Source organism: Acidithiobacillus caldus ATCC 51756 (assembly GCF_000175575.2).
Classification (GTDB): domain Bacteria; phylum Pseudomonadota; class Gammaproteobacteria; order Acidithiobacillales; family Acidithiobacillaceae; genus Acidithiobacillus_A; species Acidithiobacillus_A caldus.
In genome coordinates this window covers 490,575-502,871 of record NZ_CP005986.1, presented here as the reverse complement: position 1 = coordinate 502,871, position 12,297 = coordinate 490,575, and the positions used below count along the sequence as shown (strand labels likewise).

Below are 12,297 nucleotides of genomic sequence, written 5' to 3'. Positions count from 1 at the left end.
GTTTGGGAATGGTGTGGGGCATTATCCCCCCTCGGCGCAGTTGCGACAATCCGGGAAGCTGTCTTGCGGCAGCGCACGCCCGATCTTGAGCCTGCGTATCGTCGGCGGTAGACACCGCGGGCGGGTGCTGCGGACGCCCCCGGGGACGTCCGTGCGACCGACACCGGGGATCGTGCGCGAGCGCCTCTTCAACTGGCTGGGTGCTGCCGTGCAGGGGGCGCGGGTACTGGACCTCTTCGCCGGCACGGGCGCCCTGGCCCTGGAGGCCTGGTCCCGTGGAGCGGCACAGGTGTGCCTCGTGGAAAAGCTGCCACGCCACCGCGATCTGCTTCGCGCCAATCTTGCCGCCTGCGCCTGCCCCGAGTCCGCCCTCTGTGGTCACGATGCCCTGGTTTTCCTCAAACAGTGCCGGCAAGGCTTCGACATCGTCCTGCTGGATCCGCCGTTTCACCAGGATTGGCCGCGGCGCGTGCAAGCAAGCCTGTTCGCGAGCCCCGCACTCGCGCAGGCCCGGTGGCTCTATCTGGAAAGTGCCGTGGACGAGGTCTGGCCAGAGGATAGCCTGCCCCAAGACTGGTCCCTGCATCGCCACGGTCACTGCGGCGACAGCCACTACCACCTATACCACCGTCACGAGGTGAGCCCATGAGTCCCTGCCCAAACCGCCGCATCATCTACCCGGGCACCTTTGACCCGGTGACTCTGGGGCACGAGGACCTGGCACGCCGCGCCGCCGCCCTCTTCGACGAAGTGGTGGTGGCGGTAGCGGCACAGACACCCAAGAAAACCATTTTCCCCCTGGCGGAGCGCGTCGCCCTGGCTGAGGCTACCCTGGGCCGGATCGACAAGGTGCGGGTGCGTGCCTTCGATGGCCTGCTGGTCCATCTGCTGGCCGAGGAACAGACTCCCATCCTCCTGCGCGGCCTGCGCGCCATTTCGGACTTCGAGCACGAGTTTCAGCTCGCCTCCATCAATCGCCGCATGGATGCCCACATCGAAACCCTGTTTTTGATGACCTCCGACGCCTACACCTTCCTCTCGTCCAGTCTCGTGCGCGAGATCAGCCGACTGGGTGGGGATGTCAGCGCCTTCGTGCAAGCACCGGTGGCGGCGGCTCTGCAGCAACGTTTTGCGCACGGGCCTCAAGGCTTGGATCACAACGGCGAGAAGTCGTAGACTAGCGGGCCCAAGGACAAATCGTGAGGGGAGCGCCGTGTCCCTGCGTATTGACGAAAACTGCATCAACTGTGACGTGTGTGAGCCTGAGTGTCCCAATGGTGCCATCTCCATGGGGCCGACGATCTACGTCATCGACCCCGACCACTGCACCGAGTGCGTCGGCCACTACGATACGCCCCAGTGTCGGGAGGTTTGTCCCGTGGACTGCATCGATCTCGATCCAGAACACCCGGAGACCCCGGAGCAACTGCAGGAGAAATTTCTGCACCTGACCGGCCAGGCCTGAGCGTCTCAGTCCAGAGATTTTCCCTGCAAGGCCCGGTGCAGTCGGTTGGCGATCTGTTCCAGGGCCGCACTACGCTCGGCAAGCGCCGCGCGATTGGCCCGCAGTTGCTGGAGACGGGTATCGATGTTGCCCATGGCGACGGCGATGTTCTCCAGGGCATCCAGTTCTTCCTCTGCCTTTTGCCGGTAGAGTTCCAGCTGGCGGTTCATCACCGCCATCATCTCGTCCACCCAACCCTCGGCGTCGCGGCGCGTTTCGACGATGAAATCGCGTACCTTGCCAGCCACGGTGAGAAAGGCCTTGCGCACCACGGCACTCTGGGTGTTGACCGCAATCTCCAGCATCATGCCGAAGCGCTCGTAGTTCTCGGCCATGGCCAGAAGCTCGGCACGACGGGGCATGATGGCGTAGGGAATGGTACTCAGGGACGGCAGCCGATAGCGCTCCTGGAGGGCGGCATATTCCCCGGCAATCTGCGCATTGACCTCGGCGGAGCCACGCAGGGCCGTATCGAAATGGGCGATGGCCTCGGCAAAAAAACTGCGAAAGCGTTCGACGATGCCGGCTGTGGTCCAAGCGGCGAGCATCTCGCTACGCGCCGCCCCGATCCGGGCATCGAAGCGATCGGGGGACAGGGGCGCCAACAGGGCCCGGTCCACTGCGGCGCGAAAGTCCGCCTTGCGCGCCTCGAAGCGCTGCCGGTCCTGATCGAAACTGGCCAGCATGGCCTTGTGCTGAGCGACGAGGCGGGGGACCTTCTCACTGGTGCGCTCCTTCAGAGCCTGGATGCTCTCCATCTGTACGGCGATGGCACGGTCCTGCTCCTGCAAGAGCTGTTGCTGGTCGCGCTGCACGCGCTCCACCAGGGCGGTACAACGCTCCTGCAAGACCGCGCGGCGCGCCGGGATCAGCAGGCGGGCGATGCTCGCCTCCAGTTGCGGCAGACCACTCTTCTCCAGTAGGTGGGCATCGCCGCGGATACGCGCCAACAGGGCCTTCTGCCCAGATACGGGAAGCACCCGCTCCGCGTCGATGCCGAGCCGTTGCGCCGTTTTTTCCACCTGCATGCTGATCTCGTCCTCGATCTCGAAGGGATCGCGCAGCTCGTCCCAGAGCGTGTCGATCTTGTTGAGGAGCACCAGCTGCGGCTGCTCCTTGTTGCGCCGCAGGTATTGATCCCAGATGGTGAGGTCGCTCTGCGTCACGCCCGTGTCGATGCCCAGGACGAAGAGGACGGCATCTGCGTCGGCAAGCATGCCAAAGGTCAGCTCGGGTTCGGCACCGATGGCATTGAGGCCCGGGGTATCGAGTATGGTCAGACCCGCGTCCAGGATGGGATGAGGCAGAAACAATTGGGCATGGCGCCAGCGCGGAATGAGCACCTTGCCCAGACCGCAGGAGGGACAGATGCTCCGCTCCCGATCCTTGGGCGTGCGATTCAGCGGCGGACACAGCCCCAGTCGACGGGCCTCCTCGATGGCCACACAGGTGGTTTCCGTGAGGCTCTTGAGCATGGCGCTGCGCTCATGGGCTTGCTGCGCCGAATCGTAGGCCAAGCGCACCCAGGCACTGCCGGCCCGTTTCAGTTTCTCGATGCTGACATCCATGGCCCGACTGGCGATGGGCAGCAGCTGCAAACCGGGGCGGCCCTGGGGTGCTCCGCGAATCTCCACCGGACACATGGTCGTCTGACCCGTGCCCGAGGGCAGCAGGCGGGTACCCTGATCGGCAAAGAACAGGGCGTTGATGAGTTCGGTCTTGCCCCGCGAAAACTCGCCCACCAGAGCGAGACGCAGACTATCCCGCTCGATCTCGAAGGCCAGGGTCTCCAGATGCAGGATGACGCTGCCCGGTAACAGACCGAGTTCGCTGGTCAGGTTGGAGAGCCCGTGCAGCTGCTCCACCACCGCACTTCGCCAAGCGTTGAGGTCCTCGATTCCCTGAAGAATAGGGGAGGATTGCAAGGATTTTGGGTCCACCGAACGCTCCTGTGCGACTAATGTTGACAGTACGGACAAAAGACCGTGGCACGTCCGCCGAGACGCTGGCCGCGCAGAGTCCCACCACAGCGTATGCAGGGCTCCCCCTCTCTGCCGTAGGCCTGTAGAGATAGTCGAAAATAGCCGTTACCGCCATCGGGCTGGAAAAAGTCGCGCAAGGTCGTACCGCCTTGGGCGATGGCCTCACGCAGCACCGTGCGAATGACCATTGCGAGATCGTCGTAGCGTGCCGCAGAGATGCGGCCTGCTGCTCGACGCGGGTCGATCCCCGCCCGGAACAGGCTTTCGGTAGCGTAGATGTTACCAACGCCCACCACCGTGTGGCTGTCCATGAGGAAGCTCTTGACCGCCTGTTGCCGGCCGCGACTGCGCCGATACAGCACTTGGCCGGAAAAATTTTCCGCCAGCGGCTCCGGCCCCAGGTCCCGCAGCAGTGGGTGGGCTGCACCCTCGGTATTCCACAGGATCAGGCCAAAACGCCGGGGATCGCGAAAGCGCAGACAGCGACCATCGCCGAGGAGGATATCGACGTGATCGTGGACCGTTGCTGCCATGTCCTGAGGCAGCAGGCGCAAACTGCCGCTCATCCCCAGATGCAGCAGGAGCTGGCCGTGGACAAAATCCGCCAGCAGATACTTGCCGCGCCGATCCAGGCGGTTCAGCACGCGTCCCCGTAACCGGCTATCGAGATCCGGGGGCACCCACTGGCGCAGCTTTTTCTGGCGCACCACCGCGCCGGTCAGGGTCTGTCCCTCCAGGTGGGGCGCGAGGGCCAGGCGGGTGACCTCCACCTCAGGCAATTCCGGCATCTGTCCCTCCCCATCGACCGCCGCTGACCCGCTCCCGCCCAGCGCCGTCTCGCTGCCCAAAGACCGCCCGAAAACCGCTGGCCGTGAGCCTTTCCCGAAGCGCTGGCCCCTGGTCCCAGCCGTGCTCGAAAAGCAGCCAGGCACCCGGATTCAGCCTATCTCGGACGGCTTCCAGAATTTCCGTGAAGGCCTCGTAGCCCGTAGGGCCCGCCACGAGGGCAAGAGCGGGCTCGTGCTGCAGTTCCGCCAGGTGAGGATCATCGGCGGCAAGATAGGGCGGATTGCTGACGATGAGGTCGAAGCGTTGCCCCGGTGCAAGGGCGCGACACCAATGCCCCTGCTGCCAATCCACCACAAGCCCCAGAGCCTTGGCATTGGCCCGGGCGAGGGCAAGGGCGTCGCTGCTCAGATCGACGCCGGTAATCTCGGCCGTGGGTCGGCTGCGGGCCAGTGCCAAGGCGATGGCGCCGGAGCCCGTGCCGAGATCCAGCACCTTTTGCCGCCCGTAGAGAGGCATGCGCTCCAGCGCCGCCTGCACCAACACCTCGGTGTCGGCCCGGGGGATGAGCACCGCTGGTGATACCGCCAGTTCGAAGTCGAGAAAAGGCGCAGTACCCAGACAGTAGGCCAGCGGCTCCCCAGACAGGCGGCGGGAGAGGAGCGCGTCAAGCGCAACTGCGGCGGCTGCCGGCAGAGCCTCGTCGGCACGGCGCAGAAGCGTAGCGGCATCCCATCCCAGCACGGCCTCCAGAAGCCAGCGCGCCTCCGCTCGCGCCTGGTCGCTGACCTTCGCCAGGGCCTGCGCCAGATCGCGCTGCACATCGGCTATACGCACCGAGCTTTGGGGTACGGCCATCAACTCAAGCCAGCACTCTGCGCCAGGAGCTCTGCCTGATGTTCGCGGATGAGCGGGTCGATGAGGGCATCCAGTTCACCCGCCAGCACGGCCTCCAGACGGTAGATGGTGAGATTGATGCGGTGGTCGGTGATCCGCCCTTGGGGGAAGTTGTAGGTCCGAATGCGCTCGGAGCGATCCCCCGAGCCGATCAGCGAACGCCGCGTGGCGGCTGTGGAACTCTCCTGCTGCTCCCGCACCATCTCCAAGAGGCGCGCCTGCAGCAGAGCCATGGCTCGGGCACGATTCTTGTGCTGCGAGCGGTCCTCCTGGCAGGCGACCACGAGCCCTGTAGGCAGATGGGTGATGCGAATGGCCGAGTCGGTCTTGTTGACGTGCTGACCGCCGGCACCGCTGGCCCGATAGGTATCGATACGCAGATCGCTGGGCTGGATGTGGATCTCATGGACGGCGTCCACCTCCGGCAGCACCGCGACGGTACAGGCAGAGGTGTGGATACGGCCTTGGGATTCGGTCTCGGGTACCCGCTGCACCCGATGCCCACCCGACTCGAACTTCAACCGCGAATAGGCCCCGCGGCCACTGATCTCGAGGACGATCTCCTTGTACCCGCCGCGCTCCGATTCGGTGCTGGATAGGACCGTCACACCGAAACCCCGACCTTCGGCATAGCGGGTGTACATGCGCGCGAGGTCCGCCGCGAAAAGGGCCGCCTCCTCCCCACCCGTTCCCGCGCGGATCTCTAAGAAGACATTGCGCTCATCGTTGGGATCGCGGGGCAGCAGACGCACCTGCAGGGATTCCTCGATGCGGGCAAGCTCCGCCTCGGCCTCGCGCTGGTCTTCCTCGGCCAATGCGCGCAGTTCCGGATCGCGCTCCGCCAGGAGGAGCTCACGCGCCTCATCCCACCGTTGCCGCTGCTCTTCGTGTGCCTGCAACAGTTCGAGGATGGGCTGGATTTCACCAAGCTCCCGGGAAAAGGCCTGAAAGCGGGCGTTGTCCTGCACGATCTCGGGGCTCGCCAAGGCCTTTTGCAATTCTTCGGCACGCTCGGCCAGCTGCTCCAGCTGAGCTTCCAGACGAGGACTGAGGCTCATCCCTCGGCGTCGCTAAGGTGAAAGAGGATATCCAGGGAGGCCACCAGGGCCTCGCTGGTAGCCTCCTGGCAGGGCTGACGCAGGGTGGAAATGGGGTCGTGCAAGACCTTGTTCATCAGCGCCTTGGAAAAGGACTCCAGCACCAGCTTCGGATCTTGCCCCTGATCCAGGTAGTGGTAGAAACGTTTGAGTTCGTCCTGGCGCGCCTGTTCGACGTGCTCACGCAGGCGGCGAATGGCCGGGACCACGTCCAGGCTGTCGCGCCAGCGCTGAAAGTCGGCCACTTCGTCGTGGATGATGGCTTCCGCCGCGTCGGCTGCCTCTCGCCGCGCCCGAATCCCCGCCTGGGCGATGTCGTTGAGATCGTCCAGGCTGTACAGAAAACAGCCGTCCAGCTGACCAACCCCGGCGGCAATATCCCGCGGCACCGCGAGGTCGAGGAGGAGGAGATGGCGTCCGTCCCGCTCACCCAGGATCTGGGCCACCAGGGATTCGGGCAGAACCGGTTCCGTGCTGGCCGTGCAACTGACCACCAGGTCCGCCTCTTTCAACAGCGTTGGGATTTCCTCCAGCCCGTGGGCACTGGCGCCGAACTTTTCGGCCAGGGCATCCGCCCGCTCCCGGCTGCGATTCGCCACCCGAAAGCCGCCCACCTCATGCTCACGCAGATGGGTAGCCACGAGTTCGATGGTTTCGCCGGCGCCGATGAGCAATATCCGCCGGCCCTCCAACGTGCCCAGCACCTGCTTGGCCAGACTCACGGCCGCATAGGCCACGCTGACCGGGGCCGCACCGACGGCCGTCTCCGTCCGTACCCGCTTGGCCACGCGGAAGGCCCAGTGCAGAAGGCGGTTGAGGACGGGACCGGTGGCTCCCACGTCCGCCGCAATCTGGTAGGCATCCTTGACCTGACCCAGGATCTGCGGCTCACCGATGATCATGGAATCCAGACCACACGCCACCCGGAAAAGGTGACGCGCGACTTCCGCACCGCGATACTGGAAACCCTGCCCGGCGAGCACCGAGGCATCGAGACCATGAAAGGTGCGCAGCCAGTCGCGCAGGATCTCGGGCCCACCCCCGGTGAGGCCGTGCGCATAGATCTCGGTACGGTTGCAGGTGGAGAGGATGAGCACCTCACGTGCCAGCTGCCGGTCCAGGATGTCGCGATGGGCGAGAGGCAACTGCTCGGGAGAAAAGGCCACTTTCTCGCGCAGTTCGATGGGTGCGCCGTGATGACTGATGCCGAAGCAGTAAATAACCGATCCCGTCCGCTGCGTAATTCACCGATCCGCGGATTGTCGCGAAGGCCTGGGCCGATTGCAAGCCGTGGAGGGAGGCGCTATCGTGCCGACATCGCAGAGGCTGGGGAAAGAGGACCATGGGTAAGGGCTGGTGGACGCTGACGTTGGGACTGGCGCTGCTCCTCCCCCTCTCCGGATGTGCCGCCACCCCACCGCCAGCACTTGGGGGCGAGACCCTCTACTACCTTCTGACGGCGGAGTTCGCGACTACCCAGGGAGTTGCGGAGGTCGCCCTGCCAGCCTGGCAGAAGGCCGTCGAGCTTGCTCCACAAGCCAATGTCCTCGCCGCTGCTACCAAGGCGGCGACACGTTTTGGCGACCGTTCCGACGCCCTGCGCTGGGCACGCTTGTGGCGCGAAACGGCGCCGGACGATCCCGAGGCTGCCCGCTTCGAGGCGGCGCTCCTGCTAGCAGAGGGAGAGGATCAGAAAGCCATCGCCTTGTTGCAGGCCACCCTCGCTCGCTTCCCCGAGGACGCCACGGTGACCGAGCAACTGGCCGCCTTGCTCGCGGAGCACGGCCGCCGTGGTGACGCCGAACGGCTGCTACAGGACTTCGTCCAGCATCACCCGGACTCGGCCAGCGCGTACTTCAACCTCGGCCGGGTCTACCTCACCGAGAATCGTCCCCAGGAAGCCATCACCGCCCTGCGCCGCGCCAGCACGCTGCAACCCGATGATGGGCACATCGCCATCGCTCTGGCCGAGGCCCTGCGCCAGCAGCAGGGTCCAACGGCGGCCCTGCAGAGTATCCAGGCCTTCACGGCGCATCATCCCGGCGATCTCGATGCCCAACGCTACCTGGCTGCCCTGTATCTGCAGGTAGGGGGGCAGGAACAGGCCATGCGCGTCCTGCAAAAACTGACGCGCGACGATTCGGAAAATCCGGAACTCTGGGTTTCCCTGGGTGCCGTTGCCCTGCAGAACTCCCAATGGAAGGTGGCCCAGAACGCCCTCGAGCGTGCCCGCGAGCTTGCCCCCCAGTCCCCCATCCCTCTGTATTATCTTGGACTTCTAGCGGAGGCCCAGGCACGCTGGAACACCGCACTGCAATATTTCCAAAGGATCCAGGATTCTGCCCTAGCGCTGGAACTGCGCCTGCATATCGCCCAGGCCGAGTACCGGCTGGGACGGCGGGAAAAAGCCCTGGCGGATCTGGACAGCCTCGCCCGAGAACATCCGGACAATACCCAGATCGCGCTTTTTCAGGCCCAGCTGCTGGCCGATTCGGGGGCCCGCGCTGCCGCCCGCAAAGTCCTGCAGGGGGCGTTGGCCAAGCACCCCGAGGACGCCGGGCTGTGGTTCGAGGCGGGCGTTCAGGCCGAACTCGCCAAGGATTATCCCGCCATGGAGCAGGCCATGACGGAGGTCATCCGCCTTAAACCGGACGATGCCGCTGCCTACAATTTTCTGGGCTACAGCCTGCTGGAGCGGAACCAGCACCTGGAGCGTGCCGCGACCCTGCTCCAAAAAGCGCTGCAGCTCTCGCCCAAGGATCCGGCCATACTGGATAGCGTCGGCTGGCTCTTCCACCGGCAGGGAAAGGACAAGGAGGCCCTGCCCTACCTGCAGGAGGCCTGGCGGCAGCTGCACCCCGATGCCGAGGTGGGTGAGCACCTGGGTCGGGTTCTCTGGGATCTTGGACGCAAGACCGAGGCGCGGGCCATTTGGCGTGAAGCCCTGCGCGCCCACCCCGACAATGCCACGCTGAAGAGGGCGCTGCACCAGTGAGGCACTACCGCACTCTGCTGCTGGCGCTCTTCCTGCCGCTCCTATTGGATGCCTGCGCCAGTCTGACGCCGCCAAAGGTCGAACCCACCCTGACCCTGCCCAGCGAAGAGCGCACCCAGGTCTTGCAGAGCCTCAAGGAGTGGCAGGCGAGCGGCTCGGCCTCGATCCAGACGCCCCAGGGCAGCGAGAGCTTCTCCTATCGCTGGCGGCAAAGTCCATCCCACCAGGAACTCTCCATCTACGATCCCCTGGGGCGCACCGTTGCCCGTCTGACGGCCAGCCCGGACGGTGCCGAACTGCAGACCATCGACGGCAAACGGGAAAAGGCGGAGAGTCTGGAGGTCCTCCTCGACGACGTTCTGCACGTGCAGCTGCCGGCCCGGGAACTACCCCTGTGGATGTTGGGCCTTACCAACGGCGCCAGTGCCGTGCACCGCGATGCCCAGGGCCTGCCCGAAACTCTGAGCCGGGGCGCCTGGGACATTCATTACCTGCGCTATGCGGCCGTGGGTGGATTACAGATGCCGAGCCTGCTGCAGGCCGACGGACCGGACGGTGTGCGCCTGCGCCTGGCGGTGACCCGCTGGCAATTGGGAGCCGACTCGTGAGCGGCGATACCTTCCCCGCCCCCGCCAAGATCAACCGCATGCTGCGGGTGGTGGGCCGACGCGAAGACGGCTACCACCTGCTGCAAACGGTTTTTCAGTATCTGGATCTGGCCGATACCCTGCAATTCCGCTCCCTTCCTGCCGGGCAGTTTCGCCGTTTCCCCAAGATCGCCCAGGTCCCCGAGGAGCAGGATCTCTGTCTGCGCGCCGCTCGCCTGCTCGCAGAGGAAACGGGCTGCCGTGAAGGCGTTGCCATCACCCTGGACAAGACGCTGCCCATGGGCGGTGGTCTGGGTGGAGGATCTTCCGATGCCGCCACCACGCTGCTCGTCCTCAACCGGCTCTGGGGCTGTGGATTGAAGCGCCCGGACCTCATGGAGCTCGGTCTACGCCTCGGTGCGGACGTGCCCGTATTCCTCTTTGGCCGCAGCGCCTGGGCCGAGGGCATCGGTGAGCGCCTACAGGCCCTTCCAGAGCTTTCCGAACCGCGCTTTTTCCTCATCCATCCGGGCGTCTCCGTGCACACGGCCGCCGTGTTCCAGCACCCTCGATTGACACGTCGACACCCCCCCATCACAATATCGGCGTTCTTGGCCGAGGCCCCGACCAATACCCTCGAGGCACTGGTACGGCAGTTGTATCCGGCGGTGGACGAATGCCTGCGCTGGATGTCGGCGGCGGGTCTTCATGAGCCCATGCTAACGGGCAGTGGTGCATGCTGTTTCGGCCAACTTGGTGGCACGGTGGAGCCGGAAGCTCTCCAAGCCGAGTTACCGTCGGGCTGGCGGGCGTGGGTGGTTCAGGGCCGCAATATCCACCCGCTGCAGCACCTGGTCGAGGATTGATTTTTGGGGCGTAGCCAAGCGGTAAGGCACCGGATTTTGATTCCGGCATTCCCAGGTTCGAATCCTGGCGCCCCAGCCATTTGCATTGTCGCGCCCTGAGGCCGAGTCAAAGGAAGTCTTCCAGCATGTCCCACGGTAATCTCATGGTCTTCAGCGGGAACGCCAATCCCCGCCTCGCGACCCAGGTGGCGCGCTTCCTGCAAATTCCCCTGGGTCGGGCCGACGTCAGCACCTTCAGCGATGGCGAGGTCTTCGTCGAGATTCTCGAAAACGTCCGTGGACGCGATGTCTTCGCCATTCAGCCCACCTGCGCGCCCACCAACGACCACCTCATGGAACTGCTGACCCTGATCGACGCGTTCAAACGCGCTTCCGCCAATCGCATCACGGCGGTGATCCCCTACTATGGCTACGCGCGACAGGACCGCAAGTCCCGCTCCCGCACCGCCATCACGGCCAAGCTGGTGGCCGATCTCATCGCCCGCGCCGGGGCCAATCGCGTCCTCACCATGGATCTGCACGCCGACCAGATCCAGGGGTTCTTCGATGTGCCCGTGGATAACATCTACGCCTCGCCCATTCTCCTGGGCGATATCTGGCGCCAGAATTATCCCGACCTCATGGTGGTTTCGCCGGACGTCGGCGGCGTGGTGCGGGCGCGCGCCATCGCCAAGCGTCTGGAGGTGGATCTCGCCATCATCGACAAGCGCCGTCCCCGGCCCAATGAGTCCGTGGTCATGAACATCATCGGCGATGTCCGCGGGCGCAGTTGCGTACTCGTGGACGATATGGTCGACACCGCCAACACCCTCTGCGAGGCCGCCCACGCCCTCAAGGAACGGGGCGCCCTGCGCGTCTCCGCCTATTGTACCCATCCCGTCCTTTCCGGCTCTGCCACCGCCCGCATCGCCGCCTCGGATCTGGACGAGCTCGTCGTCACCGACACCATCCCGCTGCGGGAAGACGCCGCCAACTGCAGCAAGATCCGGGTCCTGTCCGTTGCGGAGCTTTTGGCCGAAACCATCCGCCGCATCGCCGAAGAAGACTCCGTCAGCTCCCTGTTCATGGACTGAGGGGCGAGACCGCGCAGTAACTGCCTTCACCGCCTACTGCCCCAAGCCCATGGGCAGTACGCCCGCCTCCCGTTCTTCCAACGCCCACTTGGGGGCGGCGGCGCTAATTTTCTCCTAAGTTCCGACCGGCACACTCTGCTTCGTGAACGCATGGGGCGTTCCCAAAACTGCAGGAGTCTGTCATGAAAAAAGCGCTTGTTGTTGGTGTCGTCCTCGCCGGCCTCGTGGTCAGTGGTACCGCCATGGCCTTCAAGGGCGAGCAATTCAGCAAGGAGGCCAAGGTCTCGCTGGAGCAGGCCAAGGCCACCGCCCTGAAGACCTTCCCGGGCCAGATCGAAGATGTGGAGCTGGAGAAGGAGGCGGGTGGCAGTGGCTTGCGCTACTCTTTTGACATCCGCAACGGTAAAGTCGTGCACGAGGTGGGGGTGGATGCCATAACTGGCAAGCTCCTCGAGAACTCCGTGGACGACGGCAAGGACTGAGTTTCGTCCTTGGGCACTGGATGACAAC

13 protein-coding genes and 1 tRNA gene are annotated in these 12,297 nt (G+C 64.8%); 9 read left to right on the top strand and 5 right to left on the bottom strand.

The window, feature by feature from the left end; all coding sequences use genetic code 11:
- Positions 1-13 precede the first annotated feature (13 nt).
- From rsmD to ACAty_RS02495, 3 genes are read left to right on the top strand one after another with little or no spacing between them, the layout of a single operon-like run.
- On the top strand, positions 14-649 hold the full coding sequence (gene rsmD / locus ACAty_RS02505; RefSeq protein ID WP_238323808.1) for a 16S rRNA (guanine(966)-N(2))-methyltransferase RsmD: 636 nt from the start codon (positions 14-16) through the stop codon (positions 647-649).
- Complete coding sequence (gene coaD, locus ACAty_RS02500; protein ID WP_004870615.1) at positions 646-1,176, top strand: pantetheine-phosphate adenylyltransferase; 531 nt, start codon at positions 646-648, stop codon at positions 1,174-1,176. The genes rsmD and coaD overlap by 4 nt, the downstream gene beginning before the upstream one ends.
- Positions 1,177-1,213: 37 nt before the next feature.
- Positions 1,214-1,465 (top strand): YfhL family 4Fe-4S dicluster ferredoxin, encoded by a 252-nt coding sequence (locus ACAty_RS02495; protein WP_004870613.1) that lies wholly within the window; start codon positions 1,214-1,216, stop codon positions 1,463-1,465.
- A 5-nt stretch (positions 1,466-1,470) separates the two neighbouring features.
- Here ACAty_RS02495 and ACAty_RS02490 read toward each other — a convergent pair whose 3' ends face one another.
- From ACAty_RS02490 to hemA, 5 genes are read right to left on the bottom strand one after another with little or no spacing between them, the layout of a single operon-like run.
- Positions 1,471-3,444, bottom strand: a complete 1,974-nt coding sequence (locus ACAty_RS02490; protein ID WP_004870611.1) for a dynamin family protein — start codon at positions 3,442-3,444, stop codon at positions 1,471-1,473.
- A gap of 17 nt (positions 3,445-3,461) precedes the next feature.
- Positions 3,462-4,274: a bifunctional DNA-formamidopyrimidine glycosylase/DNA-(apurinic or apyrimidinic site) lyase gene (mutM, locus tag ACAty_RS02485; RefSeq protein WP_004870609.1), complete on the bottom strand. Its 813-nt coding sequence runs from the start codon at positions 4,272-4,274 to the stop codon at positions 3,462-3,464.
- Positions 4,258-5,130, bottom strand: coding sequence for a peptide chain release factor N(5)-glutamine methyltransferase (gene prmC / locus ACAty_RS02480; protein ID WP_004870608.1), 873 nt, complete (start codon positions 5,128-5,130; stop codon positions 4,258-4,260). Before prmC ends, mutM begins: the two co-directional genes overlap by 17 nt.
- Entirely contained in the window at positions 5,130-6,227 is a 1,098-nt protein-coding gene (gene prfA, locus ACAty_RS02475; RefSeq protein WP_004870606.1) for a peptide chain release factor 1, read from the bottom strand. Before prfA ends, prmC begins: the two co-directional genes overlap by 1 nt.
- On the bottom strand, positions 6,224-7,432 hold the full coding sequence (gene hemA / locus ACAty_RS02470) for a glutamyl-tRNA reductase (protein ID WP_004870605.1): 1,209 nt from the start codon (positions 7,430-7,432) through the stop codon (positions 6,224-6,226). The genes prfA and hemA overlap by 4 nt, the downstream gene beginning before the upstream one ends.
- A gap of 176 nt (positions 7,433-7,608) precedes the next feature.
- Here hemA and ACAty_RS02465 point away from each other — a divergent pair, with 176 nt between their 5' ends.
- From ACAty_RS02465 to ACAty_RS02440, 6 genes are all read left to right on the top strand, one after another.
- On the top strand, positions 7,609-9,261 hold the full coding sequence (locus ACAty_RS02465; RefSeq protein WP_038471540.1) for a tetratricopeptide repeat protein: 1,653 nt from the start codon (positions 7,609-7,611) through the stop codon (positions 9,259-9,261).
- The gene (gene lolB, locus ACAty_RS02460; protein ID WP_004870599.1) at positions 9,258-9,869 is read left to right on the top strand and encodes a lipoprotein insertase outer membrane protein LolB; all 612 of its coding nucleotides are present in this window, start codon (positions 9,258-9,260) and stop codon (positions 9,867-9,869) included. Before ACAty_RS02465 ends, lolB begins: the two co-directional genes overlap by 4 nt.
- Positions 9,866-10,714, top strand: coding sequence for a 4-(cytidine 5'-diphospho)-2-C-methyl-D-erythritol kinase (ispE, locus tag ACAty_RS02455; protein WP_004870597.1), 849 nt, complete (start codon positions 9,866-9,868; stop codon positions 10,712-10,714). The genes lolB and ispE overlap by 4 nt, the downstream gene beginning before the upstream one ends.
- 4 nt (positions 10,715-10,718) lie before the next feature.
- Positions 10,719-10,793: transfer RNA gene (locus ACAty_RS02450), tRNA-Gln, on the top strand.
- 46 nt (positions 10,794-10,839) lie between these two features.
- Complete coding sequence (locus tag ACAty_RS02445; RefSeq protein WP_004870593.1) at positions 10,840-11,787, top strand: ribose-phosphate pyrophosphokinase; 948 nt, start codon at positions 10,840-10,842, stop codon at positions 11,785-11,787.
- A 182-nt stretch (positions 11,788-11,969) separates the two neighbouring features.
- Complete coding sequence (locus ACAty_RS02440; protein WP_004870591.1) at positions 11,970-12,269, top strand: PepSY domain-containing protein; 300 nt, start codon at positions 11,970-11,972, stop codon at positions 12,267-12,269.
- Positions 12,270-12,297 lie beyond the last annotated feature (28 nt).

Coding starts and splice junctions, on each gene's coding strand:
- mutM (WP_004870609.1), bottom strand. CDS start 4,274: ATGCCGGAATTGCCTGAGGTGGAGGTCACCCGCCTGGCCCTCGCGCCC.
- prfA (WP_004870606.1), bottom strand. CDS start 6,227: ATGAGCCTCAGTCCTCGTCTGGAAGCTCAGCTGGAGCAGCTGGCCGAG.
- ACAty_RS02440 (WP_004870591.1), top strand. CDS start 11,970: ATGAAAAAAGCGCTTGTTGTTGGTGTCGTCCTCGCCGGCCTCGTGGTC.
- prmC (WP_004870608.1), bottom strand. CDS start 5,130: ATGGCCGTACCCCAAAGCTCGGTGCGTATAGCCGATGTGCAGCGCGAT.
- coaD (WP_004870615.1), top strand. CDS start 646: ATGAGTCCCTGCCCAAACCGCCGCATCATCTACCCGGGCACCTTTGAC.
- ACAty_RS02465 (WP_038471540.1), top strand. CDS start 7,609: ATGGGTAAGGGCTGGTGGACGCTGACGTTGGGACTGGCGCTGCTCCTC.
- ACAty_RS02445 (WP_004870593.1), top strand. CDS start 10,840: ATGTCCCACGGTAATCTCATGGTCTTCAGCGGGAACGCCAATCCCCGC.